Annotated in this window: 24 protein-coding genes; 21 read left to right on the top strand and 3 right to left on the bottom strand. The window is 36.3% G+C overall.

Features of this window, described 5'->3' with window-relative positions; translation table 11 throughout:
- Nucleotides 1-9: 9 nt before the first annotated feature.
- The 13 genes from aroF (at nt 10) to RU96_RS02795 (ending at nt 16,206) form a co-directional block, all read left to right on the top strand.
- A complete protein-coding gene (aroF, locus tag RU96_RS02735; RefSeq protein WP_071864016.1) occupies nt 10-1,035 on the top strand; it encodes a 3-deoxy-7-phosphoheptulonate synthase in 1,026 nt (341 codons plus the stop codon).
- Nucleotides 1,036-1,038: 3 nt separating this feature from the next.
- A complete protein-coding gene (aroB, locus tag RU96_RS02740; RefSeq protein ID WP_071864017.1) occupies nt 1,039-2,103 on the top strand; it encodes a 3-dehydroquinate synthase in 1,065 nt (354 codons plus the stop codon).
- Complete coding sequence (aroC, locus tag RU96_RS02745) at nt 2,103-3,269, top strand: chorismate synthase (protein ID WP_071864018.1); 1,167 nt, start codon at nt 2,103-2,105, stop codon at nt 3,267-3,269. The genes aroB and aroC overlap by 1 nt, the downstream gene beginning before the upstream one ends.
- Nucleotides 3,270-3,279: 10 nt before the next feature.
- Nucleotides 3,280-4,371, top strand: coding sequence for a prephenate dehydrogenase (locus RU96_RS02750; RefSeq protein WP_071864019.1), 1,092 nt, complete (start codon nt 3,280-3,282; stop codon nt 4,369-4,371).
- Nucleotides 4,372-4,383: 12 nt separating this feature from the next.
- Nucleotides 4,384-5,676 carry a 3-phosphoshikimate 1-carboxyvinyltransferase gene (aroA, locus tag RU96_RS02755; RefSeq protein WP_071864020.1) on the top strand — a complete coding sequence of 431 codons (1,293 nt, stop codon included), beginning with the start codon at nt 4,384-4,386 and terminating at the stop codon, nt 5,674-5,676.
- Nucleotides 5,669-6,178 carry a shikimate kinase gene (locus tag RU96_RS02760; RefSeq protein WP_071864021.1) on the top strand — a complete coding sequence of 170 codons (510 nt, stop codon included), beginning with the start codon at nt 5,669-5,671 and terminating at the stop codon, nt 6,176-6,178. The genes aroA and RU96_RS02760 overlap by 8 nt, the downstream gene beginning before the upstream one ends.
- Nucleotides 6,175-6,996: a prephenate dehydratase gene (gene pheA, locus RU96_RS02765; protein WP_071864022.1), complete on the top strand. Its 822-nt coding sequence runs from the start codon at nt 6,175-6,177 to the stop codon at nt 6,994-6,996. Before RU96_RS02760 ends, pheA begins: the two co-directional genes overlap by 4 nt.
- Before the next feature lie 110 nt (nt 6,997-7,106).
- On the top strand, nt 7,107-8,327 hold the full coding sequence (locus RU96_RS02770) for an LCP family protein (protein WP_071864023.1): 1,221 nt from the start codon (nt 7,107-7,109) through the stop codon (nt 8,325-8,327).
- Nucleotides 8,328-8,488: 161 nt separating this feature from the next.
- Nucleotides 8,489-9,337 (top strand): DegV family protein, encoded by an 849-nt coding sequence (locus tag RU96_RS02775; protein ID WP_071864024.1) that lies wholly within the window; start codon nt 8,489-8,491, stop codon nt 9,335-9,337.
- A gap of 327 nt (nt 9,338-9,664) precedes the next feature.
- Nucleotides 9,665-10,144: a DUF6530 family protein gene (locus tag RU96_RS02780; RefSeq protein WP_071864025.1), complete on the top strand. Its 480-nt coding sequence runs from the start codon at nt 9,665-9,667 to the stop codon at nt 10,142-10,144.
- Between the two features lie 18 nt (nt 10,145-10,162).
- Complete coding sequence (locus tag RU96_RS02785) at nt 10,163-12,421, top strand: AAA family ATPase (protein ID WP_071864026.1); 2,259 nt, start codon at nt 10,163-10,165, stop codon at nt 12,419-12,421.
- A 175-nt stretch (nt 12,422-12,596) separates the two neighbouring features.
- A complete protein-coding gene (locus RU96_RS02790; protein WP_071864027.1) occupies nt 12,597-14,339 on the top strand; it encodes an ABC transporter ATP-binding protein in 1,743 nt (580 codons plus the stop codon).
- Nucleotides 14,332-16,206: an ABC transporter ATP-binding protein gene (locus RU96_RS02795; RefSeq protein WP_180708191.1), complete on the top strand. Its 1,875-nt coding sequence runs from the start codon at nt 14,332-14,334 to the stop codon at nt 16,204-16,206. Before RU96_RS02790 ends, RU96_RS02795 begins: the two co-directional genes overlap by 8 nt.
- Before the next feature lie 87 nt (nt 16,207-16,293).
- On the opposite strand, the gene RU96_RS02800 is transcribed toward RU96_RS02795, so the two are convergent.
- A complete protein-coding gene (locus RU96_RS02800) occupies nt 16,294-16,845 on the bottom strand; it encodes a TIGR01440 family protein (protein ID WP_071864029.1) in 552 nt (183 codons plus the stop codon).
- A gap of 109 nt (nt 16,846-16,954) precedes the next feature.
- Here RU96_RS02800 and RU96_RS02805 point away from each other — a divergent pair, with 109 nt between their 5' ends.
- The 8 genes from RU96_RS02805 to RU96_RS02835 all read left to right on the top strand — a co-directional run bounded on the left by RU96_RS02805 (nt 16,955) and on the right by RU96_RS02835 (nt 23,281).
- Nucleotides 16,955-17,182, top strand: a complete 228-nt coding sequence (locus tag RU96_RS02805) for a hypothetical protein (protein ID WP_249024138.1) — start codon at nt 16,955-16,957, stop codon at nt 17,180-17,182.
- Between the two features lie 132 nt (nt 17,183-17,314).
- Nucleotides 17,315-18,838 carry an ABC-F family ATP-binding cassette domain-containing protein gene (locus tag RU96_RS02810; RefSeq protein ID WP_071864031.1) on the top strand — a complete coding sequence of 508 codons (1,524 nt, stop codon included), beginning with the start codon at nt 17,315-17,317 and terminating at the stop codon, nt 18,836-18,838.
- A gap of 210 nt (nt 18,839-19,048) precedes the next feature.
- Nucleotides 19,049-19,624 carry a GNAT family N-acetyltransferase gene (locus RU96_RS02815; RefSeq protein WP_379923994.1) on the top strand — a complete coding sequence of 192 codons (576 nt, stop codon included), beginning with the start codon at nt 19,049-19,051 and terminating at the stop codon, nt 19,622-19,624.
- Nucleotides 19,617-19,784, top strand: a complete 168-nt coding sequence (locus RU96_RS13155) for a zeta toxin family protein (RefSeq protein ID WP_249024139.1) — start codon at nt 19,617-19,619, stop codon at nt 19,782-19,784. The genes RU96_RS02815 and RU96_RS13155 overlap by 8 nt, the downstream gene beginning before the upstream one ends.
- A 49-nt stretch (nt 19,785-19,833) precedes the next feature.
- On the top strand, nt 19,834-20,115 hold the full coding sequence (locus RU96_RS13160) for a P-loop NTPase family protein (protein WP_249024140.1): 282 nt from the start codon (nt 19,834-19,836) through the stop codon (nt 20,113-20,115).
- 13 nt (nt 20,116-20,128) lie between these two features.
- Entirely contained in the window at nt 20,129-20,350 is a 222-nt protein-coding gene (locus tag RU96_RS02825; RefSeq protein WP_071864033.1) for a DUF3781 domain-containing protein, read from the top strand.
- Nucleotides 20,351-20,611: 261 nt separating this feature from the next.
- Nucleotides 20,612-22,075: an APC family permease gene (locus RU96_RS02830; protein ID WP_071864034.1), complete on the top strand. Its 1,464-nt coding sequence runs from the start codon at nt 20,612-20,614 to the stop codon at nt 22,073-22,075.
- Nucleotides 22,076-22,342: 267 nt separating this feature from the next.
- Nucleotides 22,343-23,281 carry a serine/threonine-protein kinase gene (locus RU96_RS02835; RefSeq protein WP_084035440.1) on the top strand — a complete coding sequence of 313 codons (939 nt, stop codon included), beginning with the start codon at nt 22,343-22,345 and terminating at the stop codon, nt 23,279-23,281.
- A 434-nt stretch (nt 23,282-23,715) separates the two neighbouring features.
- Here the strand turns inward: RU96_RS02835 and RU96_RS02840 are convergent, their stop codons facing one another.
- The gene (locus tag RU96_RS02840; RefSeq protein ID WP_071864035.1) at nt 23,716-24,210 is read right to left on the bottom strand and encodes an ECF transporter S component; all 495 of its coding nucleotides are present in this window, start codon (nt 24,208-24,210) and stop codon (nt 23,716-23,718) included.
- The gene (locus RU96_RS02845) at nt 24,201-25,046 is read right to left on the bottom strand and encodes a hydroxymethylpyrimidine/phosphomethylpyrimidine kinase (protein ID WP_071864036.1); all 846 of its coding nucleotides are present in this window, start codon (nt 25,044-25,046) and stop codon (nt 24,201-24,203) included. Before RU96_RS02845 ends, RU96_RS02840 begins: the two co-directional genes overlap by 10 nt.
- Between the last annotated feature and the right edge of the window lie 273 nt (nt 25,047-25,319).

Consider the following 25,319-nt stretch of genomic DNA (forward strand, 5'->3'; position numbering starts at 1 on the left):
AATATGAAAATGATTGTAATTATGAAACCAGGTGCGACTAAAGAGCAAGTTGAATTAGTCGTTAAACGCATTCAAAAAGAAGGATTAGATGTCAATATTGATCAAGGTACAGAACATATTGTCATCGGCTTAAAAGGTGATGTTAGGGGCGTCCAAGATGTGCCTTTTAACACATACGATGGCGTAGAGAAGACATTAAAAATTTCGAATACTTACAAGTTGACATCACGAGAATTTCATCCTGGTAACACTGTTGTGGATGTAGACGGGGTTAAAATTGGTGACGGCAGTTTTGTGACAATGGCAGGACCGTGTTCTATTGAAGGCTTAGAACAAATTTTAGAGTGTGCCAAAATTGCTAAAGCGGGTGGTGCTAAAATCTTGCGCGGAGGCGCATTTAAACCACGTACTTCCCCTTACGCTTTCCAAGGATTAGAAGAAGAAGGATTAAAATACATTCGGCAAGCAGCAGATGAATTTGATTTGAAAGTGATCACAGAAGTAATGGATGAAGGTCATATTGAAATGGTGGCAGAATACAGTGATATTTTACAAATTGGAGCCCGCAATATGCAAAATTACAAATTACTTCAATCAGTTGGTAAAACAGGTAAACCAATTGGCTTAAAACGAGGAATTGCCGGGACTATTGATGAGTGGTTAAATGCAGCGGAATACATTGCTGTTCAGGATAAATCACCTGTTATTTTCATTGAGCGGGGAATCAGAACTTATGAAACAGCAACGCGAAACACATTTGATTTATCAGCGGTACCTTTAATTAAAAAATTAAGTCATTTTCCTATTATTGTGGACCCGAGTCATGGAACTGGTGTTTGGGATTTGGTTACTCCAATGGCGCGGGCAGGTGTTGCTGCTGGTGCTGATGGAATGATTGTCGAAATTCATCCAGATCCTAAAAATGCCTGGTCTGACGGACAACAATCGTTAAATGAAGAAAATTACTTAAAGATGATGCAAGAAGTAGATATTTTAACGGCTGCAATGAAACAAATTAAAGAAATCGAGGGCTAACTTATGCGAGTTAACTTAAAAGAAGATTCCTACGAAATTTTAATTGAACGTGGCGCCTTAACCAAATTGGGAAGCTGGCTCAATTTATTATGGAAGCCTCAAAAAGTTGCGGTTATTACAGATACAAATGTAGCACCACTTTATAGTCAAACTGTAATGAATCAACTGAGCGCAGCTGGATACACGCCGCATTTAGCAGTCGTGCCAGCAGGCGAAAGGAGTAAATCATTACAAACTGCCGCAGAATTATACGATTTTCTAGCTGAAGCAGAGTTTACGCGCAGTGATGGTATTCTAGCATTAGGTGGAGGCGTAATTGGCGATTTAGCCGGTTTTGTGGCTTCAACATATATGCGGGGAATTCATTTTGTCCAAATTCCGACAACATTACTTGCGCAAGTAGATTCTAGTATTGGTGGCAAAACAGGTGTTAATACTGATAAAGCTAAGAACTTAGTCGGTACTTTCTGTCAACCAGCAGGTGTTTTGATTGATCCCAATGTATTAAAAACATTAGCAATGCGGCGGGTGCGAGAAGGAATTGCCGAAATTATCAAATCAGCAGCGATTGCAGATTTGAATTTATGGCAGACGTTATCGCATTTAAAAGATGAAGCTGACTTATTAGATCACGCTGAAGCAATAATTACCTCAGCCTTAGAAGTAAAGCGCCAAGTAGTAGAAGAAGATGAATTTGATAATGGGATGCGTTTAATTTTGAACTTTGGCCATACTATCGGGCATGCGATTGAAAAAACAGCTGGGTATGGTGTGATTAGCCATGGTGAGGGTGTAGCTTTGGGAATGATAAAAATTAACAGTGTCTCAGAAGCAAAAGGATTGTCCCCGGTTGGTAGTACTGCGCAATTAAAAGAGATGATTATGAAATTTCATTTGCCAACGGAATTACCTGATTGGGATGAAAAAGCACTCTATCAAGCGATTACTCACGATAAAAAAGCTCGAGGTAACAATTTAAAACTAATTTTATTAGCTGAGATTGGTCAAGCCAAAATTGTAGAAGTTCCTTTAGTTGAAATGAAAGATTATTTGAAGGAGGCGTTATAATGCGTTATTTAACAGCAGGAGAATCCCATGGGCCAGAACTTACAGCTATTATTGAAGGCTTGCCAGCGGGGATGCCGCTTTTAGCCGAAGACATTAACTTAGAATTAGCAAGACGACAAGCCGGTTATGGTCGCGGTGGTCGGATGAAAATTGAAAAAGATCAAGTCCGTATTACCTCGGGTGTGCGGCATGGAAAAACATTGGGGTCACCCATAACATTGATTGTCGAAAATCGCGACTGGAAAAACTGGCAAACTGTTATGGCTAGTGAAGAGGTTCCAAAAAAAGAACAAACAATGCGACAAGTAACACACCCCAGACCAGGACACGCTGATTTAGTCGGTGGAATGAAATACCATCATGCGGATTTACGCAATGTCTTAGAGCGCTCCTCTGCCAGAGAAACTACTATGCGGGTTGCAGTTGGTGCAATCGCTAAAAAACTATTAAAAGAACTTGAAATAGAGGTTGCGGGTCATGTTACTGTTTTAGGTGGAATAAAAGCAGAAATTCCGGCTGAAATTAGCCTAACAGAAATAAAAGAGCGCTCAGAAAAATCTGAAGTTCGTGTTGTTGATCAAAATGTTGAAGAGCAAATGAAACAACTAATTGATCAGACGAAAAAAAATGGCGATACTATCGGGGGCGTTGTAGAGGTTTTAGTGGGAAATGTTCCAGCAGGACTTGGTAGTTATGTTCAATGGGATACAAAGCTAGATGCAAAATTAGCCCAAGCAATCGTTGGCATTAATGCTTTTAAAGGGGTAGAGTTTGGCGTTGGTTTTGAAGCTGCTAATTTACCTGGCTCAAAAGTAATGGATGAAATTATTTGGTCAAAAGCTACTGGCTACCGCCGTAAAACCAATCACTTGGGTGGCTTTGAAGGTGGCATGACAAATGGCGAAACAATCATCGTAAAAGGTGTTATGAAACCAATTCCGACTTTATATAAACCATTAATGAGTGTAGACATAAAGACCAAAGAACCGTATAAAGCTAGTGTAGAGCGCTCAGATAGCACCGCTGTTCCTGCGGCCAGTGTGGTAGCAGAAAATGTAGTCGCAACGGTCTTAGCAACAGAAATTTTAGCTAAATTTTCTAGTGATTCTTTTGCAGAATTAAAAGAAGCAGTGGCAAATTATCGCCAATATATTAAAAACTTTTAGGAGGTCTGTGATGGAGCAAAAAGTTTTTATTGTCGGCTTAGGATTAATTGGCTCATCTTTAGCATTAGCAATCAAAAGTAAACATCCTAAAGTTGAGCTTAGCGGTTTTGATTTACATGAAACAACCGGGGAAATTGCAGTAAAAAAAGGCATTGTTACCAAAATGGCTAATAATTTTGCCCAAGGTGCACTGGATGCAGATATTATCATTTTAGCAGTACCAGTTTTTAAAACAATTAGCTATTTGGAAGAACTTGCCAAGCTTCCCTTAAAAGAAGATGTTCTTGTCACAGATGTTGCAAGTACCAAAGAACAAATTATGGCTACTGCTAAAACACTGCCTTTTTCATTTATTGGTGGGCACCCGATGGCCGGATCGCATAAATCAGGGATAAAAGCAGCAGATGCCCATCTATTTGAAAATGCCTATTATATTATGACTAATCAAAAGGAATCTCAAAATAAAGTTGTACTTTTACAAGAATTATTGTCAGGAACTAAAGCAAAGTTTGTCGAATTAACAGCCAGTGAACATGATCAAATCACAGCAATGCTTAGCCACCTGCCGCATATAATTGCAGCCGCCCTTGTAACTCAAGGGGATTGTTTTAATCAAGAGCATCCTCGTGCCAAACAATTAGCAGCCGGTGGATTCCGGGATATTACACGCATTGCTTCTTCTGATCCGAAGATGTGGACTGAAATTTTATTAAGTAACCAAGCGGCTATTTTACAGCAGTTGGACAATTGGCAAAAAGAAATTATGAAAGTAAAAAAGTGGGTCACAAAAAGTGATCAAAAGGAAATTTTTCATTTTTTTGATCAAGCTAAAGATAATCGCGACCGCCTACCTGTTCACAAAAATGGCGCGATTCCAGCCTTTTATGATCTTTATGTTGATGTTCCAGATGAACCCGGGGTAATAGCAGAAGTGACAGGACTTCTAGGGCACCATCAGATCAATCTGATTAATCTGAAAATTCAGGAAACAAGAGAAGATGTTAATGGGATTTTGCAAATTAGTTTTCGTAACGAAAATGACTTAATGCGGGCCAAAGCCTGCCTTTTAAGACATACGAATTATCCTACGCGCTTAAAATAAAAGGAGGCAACTATGGAATTATTACAAGCACAAAACGGATTAGCCGGCAGTATCACTGTCCCGGCAGATAAATCAATTTCCCACCGCAGCATAATGTTTGGTGCTCTAGCAACGGGACAAACAACCATCAAGAATTTCTTGCGCGCCCAAGATTGTTTAAGTACCTTAAATGCATTTAAAAAACTAGGTGTCCCAATTTCAGATGATGGTACGACGATTACAGTAACTGGTGTTGGGTTTTCAGGTTTAAAGAAAAGTCAATCAGACATTGATGTTGGTAATTCTGGGACAACGATTCGTTTGATGATGGGAATTTTAGCCGGCCAAAACTTTACCACAACACTATTTGGAGATGATTCCCTAAATAAGCGACCAATGCAACGGGTAATGACGCCTTTGCAGCAAATGGGTGCGACTCTTACCGGTAAAGCAAGTAGTGAATTTCCTCCCATCACAATTCAAGGTACAAAAGAATTATTAGCCATTGATTATCAAATGCCTGTAGCCAGTGCTCAAGTAAAATCGGCAATTATCTTTGCAGCTTTACAAGCAAAAGGTACATCAACGATTATCGAAAAAGAAATTTCTCGTAACCATACTGAAGAAATGATTCGCCAATTTGGCGGTGAAATTACCACAAATGGTCGCAAGATTACACTCACCGGTCCACAAACCTTAGTCGGTCAAAACGTTGTGGTTCCAGGAGATATTTCTTCGGCGGCATTCTTTTTAGTGGCTGCTGCCATTACCCCGAATAGTCAACTACACCTTAAAAATGTAGGGATGAATCCAACGCGAACAGGTATCATTGATGTTTTAAAACAAATGGGGGCTAATTTAACGATTGAAAACCTTGATACAAACAATCAAGCAGCAGATTTAAAAATTGAAACGTCTGCACTTCATAGTACTATCATAAAAGGTGAGATTATTCCCCGCCTAATTGATGAGTTGCCCATTATTGCGTTATTAGCTACGCAAGCTAGTGGTCAAACAATTATTAAAGACGCAGAAGAATTAAAAGTAAAAGAAACAAATCGCATTGATGCAACCGCAGCAGAATTAAAGAAAATGGGGGCTGATATTACGCCAACAGAAGATGGTCTCATCATTAATGGACCAACGCCACTAAAAGGGGCTGAAGTCTCAAGTCGAGGCGATCATCGCATCGGGATGATGCTACAAATCGCTGCTTTAATTGCCACTGGTACCACTATGTTACAACAGCCAGAAGCCATTAACATTTCTTACCCAGATTTTTTCCAAGATATCAAAAAAATCCTAGTAGGTGAGCACCATGAGTAGTATTTTACTAATTGGTTTTATGGGTGCAGGAAAATCAACAATTGGTAGCCTACTGGCGGAGAAAATGAAGCGACCATTAATTGATTTAGATGATTTAATCACAAAAGAAATTGGCATGCCGATACCTGATTTTTTTGCTTCTAAAGGAGAAGCAGCTTTTCGTCATGTCGAAACAACTGTTTTAAAAGATCACTTTACTGCTAATGCCATCATTGCAACTGGCGGTGGGATTGTAGTCAATGAATTAAACCGTAACCTTTTAAAAGATCATCCTCATGTCATCTATTTAAAGGCTGACTCCAAAACATTAATTGCCCGTATCAAAAACGATGCAAAAAATATTCGTCCACTGGCAAGTCAAAAAAGCGCAGCAGAAATTACCGCGCTCTTGAATTCGCGTCTGCCACATTATGAAGAGAGTGCGGCAATAATTATTGAAACAACGCAACGCGATCCTGAAGAAATTGCTACAGAAATCATAGAAAGGTTGGGAAAAGCATGAAAATTGGTTATTTGGGACCTAAGAGTTCATTTTCTCACCAAGCCGCCAAAAAACAATTTGATGCAGTCGATTTGGTGGCGTATGCCTCTATTCCAGCCTGTCTAAATGCCGTGTTAACAAGAGAAGTTGCATATTCCATTGTGCCAATTGAAAACTCGCTAGAAGGATCGGTTCACGCAACAATTGATACATTGTCGCAAAATCATCAACTACAGGTTTTAGCCGAGGTTATTTTACCAATTAAACAACAACTACTAGCAACTAGTGAAGGGCCGTTTAAAAAAATCTATTCTCATCCGCAAGCGCTAGCTCAGTCGCAAAAGTTTTTGGCAACACATTATCCCACTGCTGAATTAGTACCTACCACTTCTACTACTGCAGCGTGTGAATATGTCGCAACGCAACAGACACAAGAAATTGCGGCCATCGCCGCGGCTGAGGCTGCTGTATCTTATGGTTTAAAAATTATCAGCTCTAATATTCAAGACAATGATTTTAACCAAACACGCTTTTGGATTGTAGGGCTAAAACCGACAACTACATTTGGTAAGGCAGAAAAAATGTCTTTAATTTTGACACTACCTTCAAATAAAGCAGGGGCACTTCACCAAATGTTGGCCGCTTTTGGTTGGCGTCAAATTAATTTAAGCAAAATTGAATCGCGGCCTTTAAAAACTAGTCTTGGTGAATATTTCTTTGTAATTGATCTCCTATTAGATCAACCACAACAATTAATTGACAATGCTATCGAAGAAATTAAATTACTTGGTGGGACTGTTATTCACTTAGGGACATATCCTGTCACTTTATCGAGCTAACAAAATTGAAAGAAATGCTATGAAATGCTTAAATTTTTTCATAGCATCTTTTTTTGCACTCAAGTTAGGGTAAACTTGTAGAGAAATGATTTACTTTTGGAGGTAGCCACATGAGTCGCATGGATCGCTATAAAAAAATACATGAAGAAACAAATAAAAAAGAAAGTGTATTTGCTCGTAAGCAATTAACTGATAAAGAGTTAGAAAAAGCAGCATACGAAGAAGAAAAACGCAATCAAGAAGATTTTTCTACTACTAATGAAGAGTACAATGCGCGTAGTAAAAAAGCGCAAGGCAATTTTGAGATAAAAACAAAAGGTTTTAAAGCCCGAAATAGTCATCCTCGTAATTTAAGGAATAAAAACAAGCCAAAAAGTGTTCAAAAAGATGAAGAACAGCCGCGCCAAGTAAAAAAAGAAAAGAAAATTAAGCCTAAGAAAAAACACCCTATTTTTCGCTTTATCATTGGCTTACTCCTGTTATTACTCGTTTATAGCGGCGTTGCCTTTGCACTAGGAAAAATGTCCGCTGCTTCTGATAGTGAGATTCCTAAACAAGAAGTAGAGAACTTCAACGGTTTTACTTCAGCAGATGGTGCAAATAATATCTTGTTACTGGGAAGTGATAGTAGAAAAGGTGAAACCGCACGCGCAGATACCATTATGGTTTTACAATTAGACGGACCAAGTAAAAAACCAAAACTAATTTCTTTTATGCGGGATACATTGGTTGATATTCCAGGGGTTGGGCAAAATAAAATTAACGCAGCTTACGCTTATGGTGGGGCAGATTTAGTTCGTCAAACCATCTCACAAAACTTTGGTTTAGAATGTAAGTATTATGCTGTTGTTGATTTTAAATCTTTTGAAAAAGTAATTGATACGTTGTTTCCTGGCGGAGTTGCTATTAACGCCGAAAAAGACATGAGTACTAACTTAGAAGTACCAATCAAAAAAGGCCAACAAAATATGGATGGCTTACACTTATTACAATATGCCCGTTTTCGGATGGATGAAGAAGGCGATTTTGGTCGCGTAAGAAGACAACAACAAGTTATGGATGCCATTTTTAGTCAAATGAAAAATCCACTTGCAATTGCGAAATTACCTTATGCTGCCGGAAAAGTTTTAGGGTACACTGGCACAAACCTTAAAACGAGTTTCTTAGTCAAAAATAGCTTGCACATCTTAAAAGGAGCAAGTGGGATTGACCGACTGACGGTTCCAGCTAAAGATACTTGGGAATATGGGAATACAGCGGAAGCTGGAAGTGTGTTAGTCGTAGATAAAGAAGCCAATCAAAAAGCAATCAATAATTTTTTAGCAAAATAATTATAAAAGGGTAGGGATAGATGAAAAACTATCCTTTCCCCTTTTCTATTTTAGTAATAGTAGTTTCTTTTAAGGTGAATCTAGTATAAACTATTTTCCTGAATCTTAGTTTATGCTATATTTGTAGAAGTAGTGAAATTTTCTTGAAACGAGGATTATAAATGAAATTAGCAGTTGTAACAGATAGTTCTGCATTTCTACCTGAAACCATCAAAAATCATTCGGACTTATATATTATTCCTGTACCAGTCATCATTGATGGCAAAATCTATAATGAAGGCGTCGATATTGAAGCCGATGAATATTATGAAATGCTAAATGGTAGTAAAGAATTTCCCACAACCTCTCAACCGGCTTTGGGTGAAGTAATTGAACTTTATGAAAATCTAGCCGCTAAAGGCTATGATACAATTTTAAGTATCCATTTATCTGGCGGAATCTCAGGATTTGTAGCAACGCTCAATACGATTAAAGATGAAATAAAAGGTGCAACCGTCATTCCGTATGATTCTAAGATTACGAGTATGCCAATGGGTCACATGGTAGAAAGTGCGATTCAAATGAACGATGCAGGCAAAACATTAGCAGAAATCATCCAGCATTTAGATATTATTCGTGACAATACGTATGCGTATTTAATTGTCGATGACTTAAACAACCTCGTTCGTGGCGGGCGCTTAACTAATGGTGCCGCATTAATTGGCGGTTTGTTAAAAATTAAACCGATTTTGACCTTTAATAATGGGAAAATCGAGTTATTTGAAAAAATTCGTTCTAGCAAAAAGGCTTTTAATCGCGCTGAAGAAGTTATCGGGCAACGGGCTTCTGAAATTAATCGTCCTGTTAAATTGTATGTCATCCATGCGAATAATTTGACAGTAGCGCAAGAGGAGAAAGAAAAATTAGCAGCTAAATATCCTGATGCAGACATTGAAATTGGTTATTTTGGACCAGTTATTGGAACTCACTTGGGAGAAAAAGCAATTGGAATTGCAATTGCTGCTATCTAAACTTAATTTTTAATAGATAAACAGGCTGTAACTGAAGTAGTCAGCTTCAAGAACAGGCAGAGATTTTAACAGAATTGCTACTCAATTTTTGCGAAACTTTGGCTTATCTTAAAAGAAGTTACTTTTTGAAACTGCTTAGTTAAAAACAAAAGGTATGACAAAAATTTTGTCATGCCTTTTTTGCTTTTCTTTGTGAGCACATACTAGCGCAATAAGTCAAAATGATTGGCAATTTATCCATCCTTTTTTATACTTTAGTAAAGTAGTATATTACTAAAGTACTATCTAATAAATTAATTATTCAAAATGATAAGAGGAGTGAGTACGGTGGAAATTCCAACAAATTTGAAACACAAACCCGTTCTAGTAGTAGAAAACTATGATAATGCAGATGGCAAACAAGCTTTTGAATCAGATGCAAAAGGACTTTCTTTGGGGCTCGCGCAATGGAATGATCGCGGTAAAGTCGATATTTCAGGCAAGGTTTGGCGCCATACAGGCGAAAAATGGTCTCGTCAATCAGAAGAACTACCGATTAACCGTATTTTAGATTTAGCTATTTTAGTGGCGCAAGCGAGTATTTATTTTCAAGATGCGTATCGGTATCCTAAATTTTACGACCCTGAAAATCCTGTTGTCGATATTGTTGGCGTACAAGGAAATCGCATGACCGTCGAAGTGGATACAAATAATCCGATGATTGATGAAGATATTAAACTTTTCCATGATATTTGGCAAAAAGATGGTGAAATTTTAGGCGAGCGTTTTCGTATTTTAAAACGTTTATTAGAAGAAGCCGGTTATTAAAATAAAGTAGGTGAGATTATGCTAACGCCATTTGAAATCACAAACACACGCGTCTTTAGCCGTCTAGAAAAACAAATGATTTGGCAAAAGCCACAAAGTCACCAAACAAGTGAAGTCGAAATACGCGTCGCTTCTGAAATTAAAAATAATTGGGATGATTCTGAAATGAAAATCATGAATGTCCTATTGGAAGGAGACGCCGGCTCAGGGAAAACACAGCTAGCAAAAGCTTTATCTTATGACTTACAACTGCCCTATACTAAAGTAACTTGTTTTGCCGATATGGATAAATCAGATGTTTTTGGTGCATTACTGCCGGTAGTAACAACAGATGATGAAAGTGATGGCGAATTATTAGAAGCAATTTATCAAACAGACAGTCTGGATGCTGTCTTAAAATTAATTGCCCAACATTATAGTATTACAATTGAGCAAGCAAAAACTCGGTTAAAAGAGCTAATTGAACGCATTGATCGTAACGAACAAGAAGTGGTGCATTATAAATTTTATCCTTCTGAAATTGTGCGGGCAATCGAAAAAGGCTATTTATTAGAGATTCAAGAACCCACAGTAATTCGCGATGCATCTGTTTTGGTCGCTTTAAATTCAGCTTTAGAACCAAACGGGATGTTAAATTTACCAACAGGAGTTATAAAAAGACACCCTGATTGTGTTATTGTCATTACTACCAATCGCAACTATCAAGGAAACCGTCCCTTAAATGAATCCTTAAGAGACCGGATGCAACACGCAGAACGGATGGACTTACCTGCTCTTGAAGTAATGGTAGAACGAGCAGTAGCTAAAACTGGCGTGACTAATTTAGCCGTCGCTACCAAAATGGCTGAAGTGATTCGCTTATTAGATGAAACAGCAAAAGCTAATGCCATTAAAGGTGTGGCAGGTATGCGATCTTATTTTTACTGGGTCAATACCTTTAAGCAAGGGCAAGATATTTTTGAAAGTCTTTATCCTAAAGTCATTTATAAATTAACCACTGAACCAAGTGAAATAACCTTATTAAAAGAGGCTCTGGATGATAGTAAATTGCTAATTTTGTTACGTGAAGCGCTTAATCCTAATCCTACAGAAGCATTAAAAGATATTAAAGGACGCAAAATTTCTGCTGCTGAGGCTGATTTGCGTAATATAACTGAAGAAGCTGAAAGTGAAGCTGTTTTAGCTAGTCTTGCTACTGAAGATAAAGACGGTTCTTTAGATACTAGCGATTCTACCAGTGACAGACAATCTCCCAAAGAGCAATCAATAAATTCTAGCAATGAAAAACAAGCGGAAATGGCAGGAGAAAAAGCTGCTCATGATGGTGCAAGCCACGTAGGAAAAGAAAGTGATGAAGGGATTTCAAGCGAGCAAAATGTTGACATTAAAGCTTATGAAAAAAAAGAAAAAGAGTTGCGGAAAGAATTAAATAAAACTGCTCGCGCGACAATGAAAGGAACAATTCATGAAAAAGAAGGCTTAATTTTACAACGGCCAACTTTTACCAAACAAGATATGAAAGAAGCTGCTGTTTTAAATCAGAGCATCACGCCTGTAGTCGATCGTTTAGTCAAAAAGATTGCTGATATTTTAGAAAATGAACAAAGTGAGATTTATGGAAAAGGAAAGTATAGTGGCACTCGTTTTGATGCCAGTCGCGTTGCATATGGCGATTATCGGACATTTGATAAAAAGACACCTCCTCATGAAAAGCCTTCTCTGGCTTTAGCAGTACGCATTGACGAATCTGGCTCCATGTTAAAAGATAACCGGATTGACAGTGCCCGCCTAGCAGCGTTAGCAGTCGCAAGTTTTGCCAAGAAAATGTCAATTCCTTTAATGATTTACGGCGATACAGCCGATTTGTCTTCTCGTGAAAAGACGTCCATTTATTCATATAAAGAATTTGAAGATGATTTTCGTTACTTAGAGGCAAAACTGGTGACCATGAAACCACGTCAAAATAACCGTGATGGCGTGCCGTTACGTCTTTTAAGCCAAAAATTAGCTGCAGAAAATGCTACGACTAAATTATTAATCAATATCTCTGATGGTCAGCCCAAGGCACTACCAGACTATACAGGAGATAAAGCTAAAAACGATATTCAAACTGTCATGAACGAATTTGAACGCCAAGGCGTTATTTATCTAGCAGCTGCTATCGGAGACGATAAAGAAGCGATTAAAAATATTTTTGGTAGCCAACGTTTCATAGATATTGGTGATCTTACAACATTTCCAGAAGATTTAATTCAATTGATTTCCCGTTACTTATAATTCTTATAAAATTTCTTTTTTGTAATTTATAGGCGAAAAGTATTTTGTTTAATGAGAAAAATGAGAAACTTATTGTTTGAAGGACGGATTTATATCCGTTAAAGTAAAGAAAGACGCACTGACCGCTGCTTGCGGTTGGTGTCTATTTTTAAGAATAAAAGAAAGGACGGAGGATATGATCAAAAAACTATTGGCTAATGTAGGTCAGTACAAAAAAGACAGTTTACTCACACCAGTTTTTGTCGCCGGTGAAGTTGCCCTTGACGTTATTATGCCGCTGATTATGGCGATGATGATTGACCAAGGTGTTGAAAAAAGTAATACGAGTGTCATTTTGAAATTAGGAGCGCTCCTTTTTTTGTGCGCGCTAATTGCTTTAATTTTTGGTGCATTAGGAGGGAGGACTGCGGCAATTGCATCGGCTGGTTTTGCTCGTAATTTACGCCATAATTTATTTAGCCGAATTCAAGATTTTTCATTTTCAAATATTGACCGCTTTTCTACTTCAAGTTTAATTACCCGTTTGACCACCGACGTAACCAATGTTCAAAATGCGTATCAAATGATTATTCGTATCCTGGTCAGAAGCCCTTTAATTTTAATTTTTTCACTAATCATGGTTAGCCTCATCAATCCACAACTGATGTTAATCTATTTAGTGGTTTTACCCTTTTTAGCAATTGGCTTGGCAATTGTCATTCACTTTGCTCACCCTTTATTTATGAAAGTCTTTCGTATTTATGACAAGCTAAATAACGTGGTACAAGAAAACTTGCAAGGAATTCGTGTTGTTAAATCATATGTGCGGGAAGAACAGCAAGAAAAGGTATTTGATGAAGTATCGACAGATGTTTATAAAAACTTCACGAAAGCACAACGAATCGTCGCTTTTAATAATCCCTTATTACAAATTTCTGTTTATACGTGTATGCTTTTACTTTCATGGTTTGGCGCACAACTAATCGTGGATAAAAGCAGCCTCACAACCGGCGAACTAGTTAGTATGTTCAATTATACGATGCAAATTTTAATGAGTTTGATGATGATGTCAATGGCTTTTGTTCAAATTTTAATTGCCCGTTCTTCGGCTGAACGAATTACAGAAGTTTTATCAGAAGAAAGTGATTTAAAAAATGACGCTAAACCTTTATATGAAGTGACTGATGGGTCGATTGCTTTTGAGGATGTCTGTTTTAGTTATGCTGACGATATGGAAAAATTAGCCTTAGAACATATCAATCTTTCCATTAAATCCGGTGAAGTTATCGGACTGATCGGTGGTACGGGTAGTTCAAAATCAACCCTCGTGCAATTGATTCCCCGCCTTTATGATGTGACAGACGGTACAGTTAAGGTTGGTGGCGTTGATGTTAGAAAATACGATCTGGCAACGTTACGTGACCAAGTAAGTATGGTTTTACAAAATAATGTTTTGTTTACTGGAACTATTAAAGATAATTTGCGTTGGGGGAATGAAACTGCAACTGACGAGCAACTAATCGAAGCTTGTAAAATAGCCCAAGCTGATGGTTTTATTAATGAATTTCCAGATAAATACGATACTTTAATCTCACAAGGTGGTAATAACGTCTCTGGTGGACAAAAACAACGTTTAACGATTGCGCGTGCCTTGCTTAAAAAACCTAAAATTTTAATTTTAGACGATTCTACTAGTGCAGTCGATACTAAAACAGATCGGGCTATTCGTGAAGGCTTAGCCAAAGCGATTCCGGGGATGACAACACTAATTATCTCCCAAAGAATCAGCTCCATTCAAGATGCAGACCGCATTGTCGTTTTAGATGATGGCAAAGTAAATGGTGTTGGTACTCATGCAGAATTACTAGCGAATAATCAAATTTACCAAGAAGTTTATCAATCGCAACAGAAAGGATTTGGTGAAAGTGGAAATGAGTAAACCGATAGTCAAGCGTTCAACTGGATCTAATCTGAAACGATTGTTGACTTTAATGTTTAAAGAATACAAACTCCAGTTGGTTTTAGTTCTAATTATGATTTTATTAAGTGCCTATGCCAATGTTAAAGGTTCACTATTCTTACAAGTAGTTATTGATCAATATATCACACCGCTTGTTGGACAAGCGCATCCAAATTTCAGCGGGTTATTGCAAGCAATTTTACAAATGGCGCTTATTTACTTAGTTGGAGTCATTGCTTCTTTAACATATAACTTCATGATGGTTAAAATAAGTGAAGGCACCCAAAAGAAAATACGGGATCAAATGTTTACCCATTTAGAAAGTTTACCGATTCGGTATTTCGATGCGAATTCTGATGGCGATATCATGAGTCACTTTACCAATGATACCGATACATTGCGACAAATGATTTCACAAAGTATCCCCAATTTGATGATGGCCATGGTGACATTTGTTTCTGTTTTCATTGCCATGTTCACGATCAGTTTACCCTTAACCGGCTTTGTCTTAATATCTGTTTTTTTAATGATGAATGTGATTCGTTTTATCTCCAAAAAAAGTGGTCGCTTCTTTGGTGCCCAACAAAAAGATTTAGGCCAAGTGAATGGTTATATTGAAGAAATGATGCACGGCCAAAAAGTGGTGAAAATCTTCAACCATGAAAAAAAAGTGATGGAAGAGTTTGATACTTTAAATGACCAACTACAAGAAAGTGCAACTAAAGCGAATATCAATGCAAATACGCTAATGCCAATTATGATGAATCTTTTAAATGTGCAGTATGTTTTAGTCGCAATTATTGGTGGGCTTTTTGCGATTAATGGTATTTCTGGTCTGACCGTTGGTATGATTGCTTCGTTTTTACAGTTGAGCCGCTCGTTAAATGGGCCGATTAGCCAAATATCACAACAAATTAACTTTGTTATTATGGCATTAGCTGGAGCTGGTCGTATTTTCAACTTACTTGATGAAAAGCCCGAACAAGATGATGGCTATGTAACGTTAGTTAATGCTAAAAAAGTTGACGGTCAATTAGTAGAAACAAAAGAACGGACTGGGTTATGGGCATGGAAACATCCTCATGAAGACGGCAGCATCACTTACACAGAACTAACGGGTGACGTTGTCTTTGAAGATGTTGATTTTGGCTATGTTGACAATAACATCGTCTTACATGATATTAATCTTTATGCGAAACCTGGTGAAAAAGTAGCCTTTGTTGGCGCTACAGGTGCAGGTAAAACGACCATTACCAATCTGATTAATCGATTTTATGATATTCAAGATGGTAAGATTCGTTATGACGGAATTAATATTAAAAAAATCAAAAAAGATTCTTTACGCCGTTCACTAGGGATTGTTTTACAAGACACGCATTTATTTACTGGTACAATTCGCGAAAATATTCGTTTTGGTAAATTAGATGCAAGTGATGAAGATGTATTGGCTGCTGCAAAATTAGCCAATGCTGATGGCTTTATTAATCATCTACCGGATAAATATGATACTGTGATTACCGGCGATGGCGAAGGTCTCTCCCAAGGCCAACGGCAATTACTAGCGATTGCTAGAGCAGCGATTGCTGATCCACCGGTGATGATTTTAGATGAAGCAACTTCAAGTATCGATACCCGTACAGAAGGAATTGTCCAGTCAGGTATGGATCGTTTAATGCATGGTCGGACAGTTTTTGTCATTGCCCACCGTCTGTCGACTATTCAAAATGCGGATGTGATTATGGTTTTGGATCACGGACGGATTATTGAGCGCGGCAGTCACGAGGCATTATTAGCGCAAAAAGGTATGTATTATCAACTTTATACCGGAAAAGTTGAATTAGATTAATAACTATAAAAAATGCAGAACGCATTCGCCTTTTAAGCGATTGGTTCTGCATTTTTTAAGTTGAAAATCTTTTTCTAGCGAAGAATTTTATTCATAAACAGCCCGTGGGCCACCGATATATTTTGGTCTTGAACGTAAAGCGGTCACGTGCGCACTACCTAAAGTATTAGCGACAGGTCGCACAGGCACTTGGACATGTTTCACATGCATGCCAATAGAAGTATCACCAATATCGATTCCTGCTTGGGCGACGATATGTTCCACTTCAACCGGATGTTCAAATTGTTCAAAAGCTGCAACAGAACAAGCTCCTCCTGCATGTAGTGCCGGTTTAACCGCAACGATTTCAAATCCATTTTTCTTTGCAACGTCACGTTCTACTACTAATGCACGATTTAAGTGTTCACAGCCTTGAACGGCTAAATGAATGTGTAAAGGATCTAAAATATTTTTTAATGTTTCGACCACCCATTGGCCGACTGTGGCGCTAGAATTTTTTCCAATAACACCACCTATGATTTCACTTGTAGAACAGCCTAAGACAAAAATATCATCTTCTTGTAAATCTGCTACTGCAAGGACACTTTCCACCATCGCTGTTAATTGTTCTTTTAATTCAGTTTCACTAATTTGGCTCATTTTTTTCACCTCTGCTTTTATTATCACTAAAATTTACAACATTGCAAGTAACTCTTATTAGTATCAGTAAAAACAGCCTCCATGGTAAAATGAAACTAAGGAGGGGATCATGATGGAAGAAACAGTTTTTTTCAATCTAGGAAATGCCATTGCTTCTAACTTTGATACCAAAGAATTAGCACGTACCGCGCAAATTGAACAATCAAAGGATTTAAAACGACGGGGGCTAGTGATTGCAACTGATCTTGATTCAGGCGAACATTTTCTTTTTTATGCAGACGATGCAAAAAAAGCCTCCGCAGATACGAAGAAATTTAAACTTCACGATACTTTATAAGTTATCTAGAGGCAGTCTTTGACAAGTAAGAAGCTTCATGATAGGCTGTAACCTATACCATCTGGATATAAACAAAAAGCGGCGGATGATTTTTGTCTGGCGCTTTTTACTATGAGAAATGAGGATTTAACCATGTTACGCTTAGAAAATATTACCCAACAGTTCGGCGATAAAGTTTTATATGAAGATGTTTCAGTTCAAGTAAATCGCGGTGAACACGTTGGTTTAATCGGTCGCAATGGGGCTGGAAAAAGTACATTAATCAAAATTATTACTGGTGAAATATTGCCAAATGACGGGCAAGTTATCTTTCCGAAAAATTTACGTTTGGGCTATTTGGACCAATATGTTGGCGTAGATGAACACTTAACAATTCGAAAATTTATGCAAACTGCTTTTAAAGAAGATTTTGCTAAAGAAACAAAAATAGCTAAACTCTATGAAGAATACAGCGAAAGTTTCGATGATCGTTTATTAGAACAAGCTGGGCGCTTGCAAAACGAATTAGATCAAGGCAATTTTTATCAAATGGATACATTAATTGATAATTTAGCCACAGGACTTGGAATTAATGTTTTGGGAATGGATAGCCTTTTAAAAAATCTAAGTGGTGGACAGCGCTCCAAAATTATTTTAGCCAAGATGCTATTAGAAAAACCCGACTTACTAATACTAGATGAACCAACCAATCATTTAGATGACAACCATATTCAGTGGTTGACGCAATTTTTACAAGAATTTGATGGAACTTTTGTTGTTGTTTCCCATGATCAAGCTTTTTTAGATGCGATTACCACGCATATCATTGATATCGAGTTTGGTAAATTAACCAAATACACGGGCAACCTAAACCGCGCATTGAAGCTAAAAGATCTACAACAAGAAACCTATATGCGCCAGTATGAAGCCCAACAAGAGCATATCAAAAAAACAGAAGCCTATATCCGTAAATACAAAGCCGGCTCTCGTTCAACGATGGCGAAAAGTCGTGAAAAACAATTGGCGAAAATCGACCGCCTAACTCCGCCAACAGACGCGCCAAAACCTCACGTGACCTTTACTTATGCGCCCGTTGTAACGACTTTGGCACTAGAAACAACACAACTTGTGATTGGTTATGACAAACCATTACTTGCACCAATTGACTTAACAATTCGTGCTGGTGAAAAAATTGCCTTAAGAGGATTCAACGGTATCGGCAAATCGACCTTAATTAAAACTCTATTGGGCATTATCCCAGCTGTTGACGGTGAATTTCATTTTCCCCAACATACAAAAGTGAATTATTTTGAACAAGAATTAGCCTGGGAAAATCCACTAGCCACTCCTTTACAGTATTTAAGTGATAAATACCCAACCATTAACAACAAAGAACTACGGCGGTATTTATCCCGTTCTGGCTTGACGAGTCAACACGTTCAAGAATCATTGAAATATTTGAGTGGGGGAGAACAAACGAAAGTTAAATTAGCTGAAATGATGATACCTAAAAGTAACTTCTTGTTTTTGGATGAACCTACCAATCATATTGATCAAGCTTCTAAAGAAAATTTGCAAGCAGCGTTAATTGCTTTTCCTGGAACAATTGTCGTTGTTTCTCACGAAGCTGAATTTTATGAAGATTTTGTCGATCGTGTTGTAGAATTAGACAGTTAAAAAATAAACCAGCTGAATTATTCAGTCTGGTTTATTTTTTTGCTAATGAACGAAGACGTCATTTCACTTTTCTTTTATAAGACTTTAAGAAATAAGATGGTTGTATTTATTGAACTAGGGTTAAAGAGGCTCTAGCTTTTCTTCAATAATGATTTGAACTATGCTACATTTAAAATAAATAATTAAAAGTTACTTATAAGGAGAATGAATATGAAGCTACAATCAGAAATAGCTCCCATTACGATTCGAAATATAACAGAAGAAGAACTGCAACATCTGTGGGAAATAAGCTATGGTCCTACGGCAGATTTAACGTGGAAAGACTTTGATGGACCTTATTTTAATGATCCGATTCTTTCGTGGCCAGAATATAAAGAAGGATTTGGCAGCCGTTTTTTAAATGACGAAAGTGCCGGTGTGATTTTTTATGAAGAAGAGATGGTAGGGGTAGTAACAGCATATTTTGAAGATGGCTCATTAAAACGCTGGTTAGAATTTGGCATTGCAATTTATCAACCTAAAAATTGGAATAAAGGTATTGGAAGTAAAGCAAGTGATTTATGGATAAAACATTTATTTTATACTTATCCCAAGATTGCACGTGTTGGTTATACAACCTGGTCTGGAAATAATAGAATGATGGCTTTAGGTGAAAAAATTGGTATGAAAAAGGAAGCGCAAATTCGGAAAGTGCGCTACTGGCAAGGACAGTTTTGGGATTCAGTGAAGTACGGTATTTTAAGAGAAGAGCTAAACCTTAATCAGCAGGTAATTCCCAATGCGTAAACTCATTATTTTACGGGGAAATTCAGGCAGTGGTAAGACAACAATTGCAAAAATGTTACGAAATTCCTTACCCCAAGGATCCATTATGACAATTGGGCAAGATGAAATCCGCCGTCAAATTCTAAATGTAAAAGATACGCCAAATAAAGCGAGCTGTTGAATTAAAGAAACAGCTCGCTTTATTTGGCCGCGAACACTATCCGGTAGTTTTGATTGAAGGAATTTTAAATCGCGCTATATATGGTCAAATGCTTGCAGAATTGGCTACTCATTTTGATCAGACAAATTATTATTACTTTGATCTTACATTTAATGAAACTGTAATCCGTCATCAAAGTAGAGCAAAATTCACTTCATTTACTTCTCATGAGATGGCTAAATGGTGGCTAACAGATGACCGTTTAGGTTTTGCCGACGAAAAACTAATTACTTCTGAAATGACAAAAAAGACGATTCTTGCCATGTTAATGGCAGAAATATTGGCAAAGTAAAGGAGTAAGCGGCATGTTAGAAGAAATTTTGAAAAAGGTGAGATACACAAGCTTAGTGTATGACCATCTAAATAAGAAATTAAGAACACTTATACAAAGCAGCAAAATTGAACTATTAGTCCAGATGGCTTTAACTGATAATCAAACAAAGATTATCCAAGTAGGAAAAAACTATATTAAGAGAGCGGACAAAAGTGGGGAACACAGTAATTTTGTCAAAATAGCACGATATTAAAAAGTTGAGAATTTCAAAAAATAATAAAATTGCTAAATTTGATTAATAACCATTAAACACTAAATAATGAAAGAGAGTTAATGGTTATTTTGTAATTTAAGCCTATTTTGAAAATGTTTTCAATAAATTTTCGCCCTTTAAATGAAAATATTATTAATTGTTAGTGAAACTGTGCTAAAATCAGCATTTTAGTAGTTGAAGATTCTTTTAAAAATAACTATGATATAGAAGTTGCAATTTATTATTTAAAGGAGTTTTCATATGAGTCAAAATCAAAAACAAATGCGGTGGTTCACCGTTGGCTTAATTGCTTTTAATATGGTTTGGGGTATAGGAAATGTTGTAAATAATTATGCCCAACAAGGAATCTCAGTTGTAACTTCTTGGATTCTTATTCTAGCACTTTATTTTATTCCCTATGCTTTAATCGTCGGCCAATTAGGCTCAACTTTTAAAAGCAGTAAAGGTGGCGTCAGCTCTTGGGTTGAAAATACGTCAACAAAACGATTAGCTTATTATGCAGCTTGGACTTATTGGGTTGTCCATATTCCTTATTTAGCGCAAAAACCACAAGCAATTTTAATTGCATTAGGTTGGGCTGTTCAAGGTAATGGTGATATGGTTGCCAATATGTCAATGACGACAATCGCTTTAATAAGTTTAGTTATTTTCTTGCTATTTTTATTCTTATCAACAAAAGGTTTGACAACACTTAAAGTTATCGGTGGTTTAGCCGGTACAGCGATGTTTGTAATGTCGATTTTATTTATTTTATTAGCTGTAGGCGCACCGGCAGTAAGTAAAGGAATGCATTTTGCCACTCCTGATATGGGCAATATTAAAACCTACATTCCAAAGTTTGATTTCTCTTATTTTACGACAATTTCAATGCTAGTTTTTGCCGTAGGGGGAGCAGAAAAAATTTCACCATACGTTAACCAAACAAAAAATCCCGCAAAAGAATTTCCGCGCGGTATGTTCTTATTAGCAGGTATGGTAGGGGTCTCTGCTGTTTTAGGTTCTGTAGCAATGGGTATGCTTTTTGCAAGTAATAATATTCCAGCTGACTTAATGCGAAACGGCGCTTATAGTGCTTTCCAACAACTAGGGAATTATTATGGTGTCGGGAACCTATTAATGATCATTTACGCTCTAACAAATACAATTGGTCAAATTTCTGCTTTGGCATTTTCAATTGATGCTCCGTTACAAATTTTACTTGCTGATGCTGATCCAATGTTTGTTCCAAATTGGTTGCGTAAACGTTCAGCTAAAGGAACATTGGTAAACGGGTATTTATTAACAGGTATTTTAGTTAGTGTTATCATTTTATTACCGATTTTAGGAATTGGGAATACTGATGAATTAGTAAAATGGATGACAAACCTTAACTCCGTTGTAATGCCGATGCGTTACTTATGGGTATTCTTTGCTTATATGATGTTAAATAAAGCGTGGAAAAACTATCAATCTGAATATAAATTCTTAAAAAATCCAAAACTTGGCTTTATTGCTGGTACTTGGTGTTTTGCATTTACAGCCTTTGCTTGTGTATTAGGAATGGTACCAAAATTGGATTACGCAACAAATCCAAAAGCTTGGTGGTTCCAATTAATAACTAACATCTTAACACCAATTGTCTTAATCTTACTAGGTATGATTTTACCTGCGATTGCGCGAAAAGATAAAGATAAAACTGTAATGCCTGAATTAAAAGAAGTTTAAAATAAAAGCTGCTAATCCTCATATGGTTAGCAGCTTTTATTTTTGAAAGATATTTCTATTTTTACAGAATAAAAAGTAAAATATTAATAATTAATAGACTATTTTTTAATTATGTAATTGCTTTCTAAGTTTATTTTATAATACTATAAGCTTGAGAGGAGCTGGTGGGGGATATAAAATACTGTTTATTAAATTATTTTGACCGGTCGATTTGGAATAATTACGAAAATGTGGAAATATCGACTAATATAATTAGGAGATAACATTTTGAATAAAATAATTAACCAAAAAATTAATAACATTAACTTTCAACTAGCTGAAAGTGCGGACTTGTCTTTTCTATCTTCATTAGGAGAAGTTTTTGCGGTTTTTGACCAAAATGATTCGGGAAATATATCTTTTGGTGTTAAAAACAAACTCAACAAAAAATTCTTTATAAAAATTGCAGGTTTGCAGACTTGTAACATGAAAGTAGATAAAACCAATGCTATTCAAATACTCAATGAATCAGTTGAAAAATATCACCAATTAGCTGATCCTCAATTAATAAGTTTAATTGATGCTTTTTATCAAAATGAATTATTCATAACTATTTTTGAATGGTTTGACGGTGAATGTTTGTTTGATCATTGGAATTTTGATTTTTACGCTAAAAATCCTGAAATAATAAGTCCAAACGAAAAATTCAGACAATTATCGGTAGAACAAAAGGTTATTTTTTCAAATAAGATCTTATCATTTTTAGAAAAAGTAGATAATAAAAATTATGCAGCAATTGATTTTTATGATAGTAGCATCATCTATAACTTTAAAACGAATGATTTTAAAGTTTGTGACATAGATCTTTTTCAAAAAATGTCAACATACAATAAGGTTGGAAAGGATTTTTGGGGAAGCCAACGAATGAAATCGCCAGAAGAATATCTCTTAAATGAACCAATCGATTCAAGAATAAACGTATTTAAAGCCGGTGCTTTATTTATGAATTTATTTGGCAGATTCACTAACGAACAGTACGTTAAAATATATGATTATAATGAATTAGTGCCAGTTCACTTTGAAAATTTTTCATTACCATATGAGTTATATTTGTTACTTTTAAAATCGGTACATAAAAATCCTCAGTACAGATATCAAACAATTTCTGAATTTAAACGAGCGTGGATCAAAGAGCAAAAACTGTTAACTAATATAAGCAACAAATAATTTTTGTCATGCGAAAGTTCGATGTAATAAAAAGAGGGCCTTTAAGCTATTTGGACTTTCGCTATTCTTCATTTAACTTCGTATAATATATATTATGTAAACTAAAATAAAAAAATTATGATTATATCTGCTATTTTTACTTTATTTTGCACTTCCCTGTCAAAATATACTGCTGCATTTAAAAACTGTTAAATGTAATTTTTATTTATACACTTGCTCTATGTTAATTTTTACAATTCTAAATATAAATTAATGACAATGTTTTAGTAAATGTAAATGTTACCATTAATGAAGTCAAACAATGTAAGATAACTTCTGGCTATTTTTATTTCAATTGAGATTCTGTCTGGTTTTTAAAGTTAACTAAAAAAGCTCAAAAACAAATAATTACAACACTTATAATTAAGCTTGCTAACTACTTGTTTTTGACTTTTTTATTGATTAAATTTTAAATGCTTCCCGCTAGCTTTTTTTAACATTGTTGTTAATGGCATTGCAACAATAATCCCAAACCCTGTTTGAAAAAGATTACTTGGAATTGAGGCAATTCCTGCACCAAAGCCATAAAGCAATGCCGTTGCTAAGGCATAACCAACTACCATAATGATAGCACCCAAAATAAGGCCTAATATTTTAAGAGCTTTTTTTTGTTGGAAAAAATAGCCAAATATAAACCCTTGCAGCCCATGAATTATTAATGAGAACAAAATCCATTGCGGATAGCCTGCTAATAGATCAATCATTCCCCCGCTGATTGCACCGACAAAAAGACCAGCGACAGGTCCAAATAGTAGACCTGTTACAGCAATGCCAGCATCACATAAAGTCACAATACCATTAGTACCAGGTATTGGAATGACAACAAATAAAGAAACAGCCGTAATCAAAGCAGATAAAATTGCATAACGAGATATTTTTCTTATTTCCATGTTTCTCCTCCTATTTTAGAAATAATCTGAGTACCTTCAACTTTTTGAAACTTACGATCATAGTAGACACTTCCAAACTCGTCTGTTACCACTACTCCATTTTGAATACTCTGATAGACGTAATCTTTTGCGTTTTTGATTACTTCATCTAATTTATCGTTTTCAGCCAGTCCGCTGGCAATCGCAGAAGATAAACTGCAACCTGCCCCATTTATTGTTTTGCTATCAATTTTTTTATTGGTAAAATGACTAAGTTGGCCAGTGGTAGTTGCGAATATATCAACCGCAAACTTTCCAGCTAAACGGCTCCCACCCTTCAGTAAAACCGCAGTATTGAAATCTGTTTGTAAACGAGTTGTAGCTACTTGCATATCTTTTAAAGTAGCTATTTTATTTTTAAGCTTCAGCAATGCTTGTCCTTCAATTAAATTTGGTGTTATGACAGTAGCCAAAGGCGCCAGATTTTTTTGAATCCCAGTTACAATCGCTTTTTCAAGTGCTAAGTCCCCTTCTTTAAAGGCTAAAACAGGATCTAGTACAACAGGTGTATCTGGATGATCTTTTAAAAACGTTTCAATTAGTGGAATGAAAGCCGGATTAGCAATTAGACCAATTTTAATGGCAGCAAAAGAAATATTTTGTATCGTCTCTAATTGTGCAGCAAATATTTCTGTATCAATTGGATGAATTGATAGACAATCTTCTTTTAAAGTTACGATAGAGGTTAAAACCGACATTCCTAACATATGATAATCACTAAATGTTCTTAAATCTGTTTGAATACCGCCACCAGCAAAAGGATCTGAACCACCAATGGTTAATGCTATTTTTGTCATCACCCTACTCCTCTCTTATTGAGCTAAAGTTTAGCAAAAAATTCAGATATTGCCCACGACCAATTGGAGTGTTTTCGTACCAACCAATTCTGAAATTATTTATACGCGCTTTTCCAATTTTTTTGACAAAAAAATTCCTCATAAAAATTGAAATATCGAGGCTCCATTTCAATTTTTATGAGGAATTTGTATGCATGATTTTGGTCCATTCGAGGATTGAATGATTTAGAGTACGGGTGCTACCGTACTCTTTTATTATTGTCTTTAGACCTA

Origin of the sequence: Enterococcus canintestini (assembly GCF_001885735.1) — a bacterium.
Lineage (GTDB): Bacteria > Bacillota > Bacilli > Lactobacillales > Enterococcaceae > Enterococcus_C > Enterococcus_C canintestini.

Bases quoted from the DNA above. Each gene is read 5' to 3' on its own strand.
- aroF (WP_071864016.1), top strand. From the start codon at position 10: ATGATTGTAATTATGAAACCAGGTGCGACTAAAGAGCAAGTTGAATTA.
- aroB (WP_071864017.1), top strand. From the start codon at position 1,039: ATGCGAGTTAACTTAAAAGAAGATTCCTACGAAATTTTAATTGAACGT.
- aroC (WP_071864018.1), top strand. From the start codon at position 2,103: ATGCGTTATTTAACAGCAGGAGAATCCCATGGGCCAGAACTTACAGCT.
- RU96_RS02750 (WP_071864019.1), top strand. From the start codon at position 3,280: ATGGAGCAAAAAGTTTTTATTGTCGGCTTAGGATTAATTGGCTCATCT.
- aroA (WP_071864020.1), top strand. From the start codon at position 4,384: ATGGAATTATTACAAGCACAAAACGGATTAGCCGGCAGTATCACTGTC.
- RU96_RS02760 (WP_071864021.1), top strand. From the start codon at position 5,669: ATGAGTAGTATTTTACTAATTGGTTTTATGGGTGCAGGAAAATCAACA.
- pheA (WP_071864022.1), top strand. From the start codon at position 6,175: ATGAAAATTGGTTATTTGGGACCTAAGAGTTCATTTTCTCACCAAGCC.
- RU96_RS02770 (WP_071864023.1), top strand. From the start codon at position 7,107: ATGAGTCGCATGGATCGCTATAAAAAAATACATGAAGAAACAAATAAA.
- RU96_RS02775 (WP_071864024.1), top strand. From the start codon at position 8,489: ATGAAATTAGCAGTTGTAACAGATAGTTCTGCATTTCTACCTGAAACC.
- RU96_RS02785 (WP_071864026.1), top strand. From the start codon at position 10,163: ATGCTAACGCCATTTGAAATCACAAACACACGCGTCTTTAGCCGTCTA.
- RU96_RS02790 (WP_071864027.1), top strand. From the start codon at position 12,597: ATGATCAAAAAACTATTGGCTAATGTAGGTCAGTACAAAAAAGACAGT.
- RU96_RS02795 (WP_180708191.1), top strand. From the start codon at position 14,332: ATGAGTAAACCGATAGTCAAGCGTTCAACTGGATCTAATCTGAAACGA.
- RU96_RS02800 (WP_071864029.1), bottom strand. From the start codon at position 16,845: ATGAGCCAAATTAGTGAAACTGAATTAAAAGAACAATTAACAGCGATG.
- RU96_RS02805 (WP_249024138.1), top strand. From the start codon at position 16,955: ATGATGGAAGAAACAGTTTTTTTCAATCTAGGAAATGCCATTGCTTCT.
- RU96_RS02810 (WP_071864031.1), top strand. From the start codon at position 17,315: ATGTTACGCTTAGAAAATATTACCCAACAGTTCGGCGATAAAGTTTTA.
- RU96_RS02815 (WP_379923994.1), top strand. From the start codon at position 19,049: ATGAAGCTACAATCAGAAATAGCTCCCATTACGATTCGAAATATAACA.
- RU96_RS13155 (WP_249024139.1), top strand. From the start codon at position 19,617: ATGCGTAAACTCATTATTTTACGGGGAAATTCAGGCAGTGGTAAGACA.
- RU96_RS02825 (WP_071864033.1), top strand. From the start codon at position 20,129: ATGTTAGAAGAAATTTTGAAAAAGGTGAGATACACAAGCTTAGTGTAT.
- RU96_RS02830 (WP_071864034.1), top strand. From the start codon at position 20,612: ATGAGTCAAAATCAAAAACAAATGCGGTGGTTCACCGTTGGCTTAATT.
- RU96_RS02840 (WP_071864035.1), bottom strand. From the start codon at position 24,210: ATGGAAATAAGAAAAATATCTCGTTATGCAATTTTATCTGCTTTGATT.
- RU96_RS02845 (WP_071864036.1), bottom strand. From the start codon at position 25,046: ATGACAAAAATAGCATTAACCATTGGTGGTTCAGATCCTTTTGCTGGT.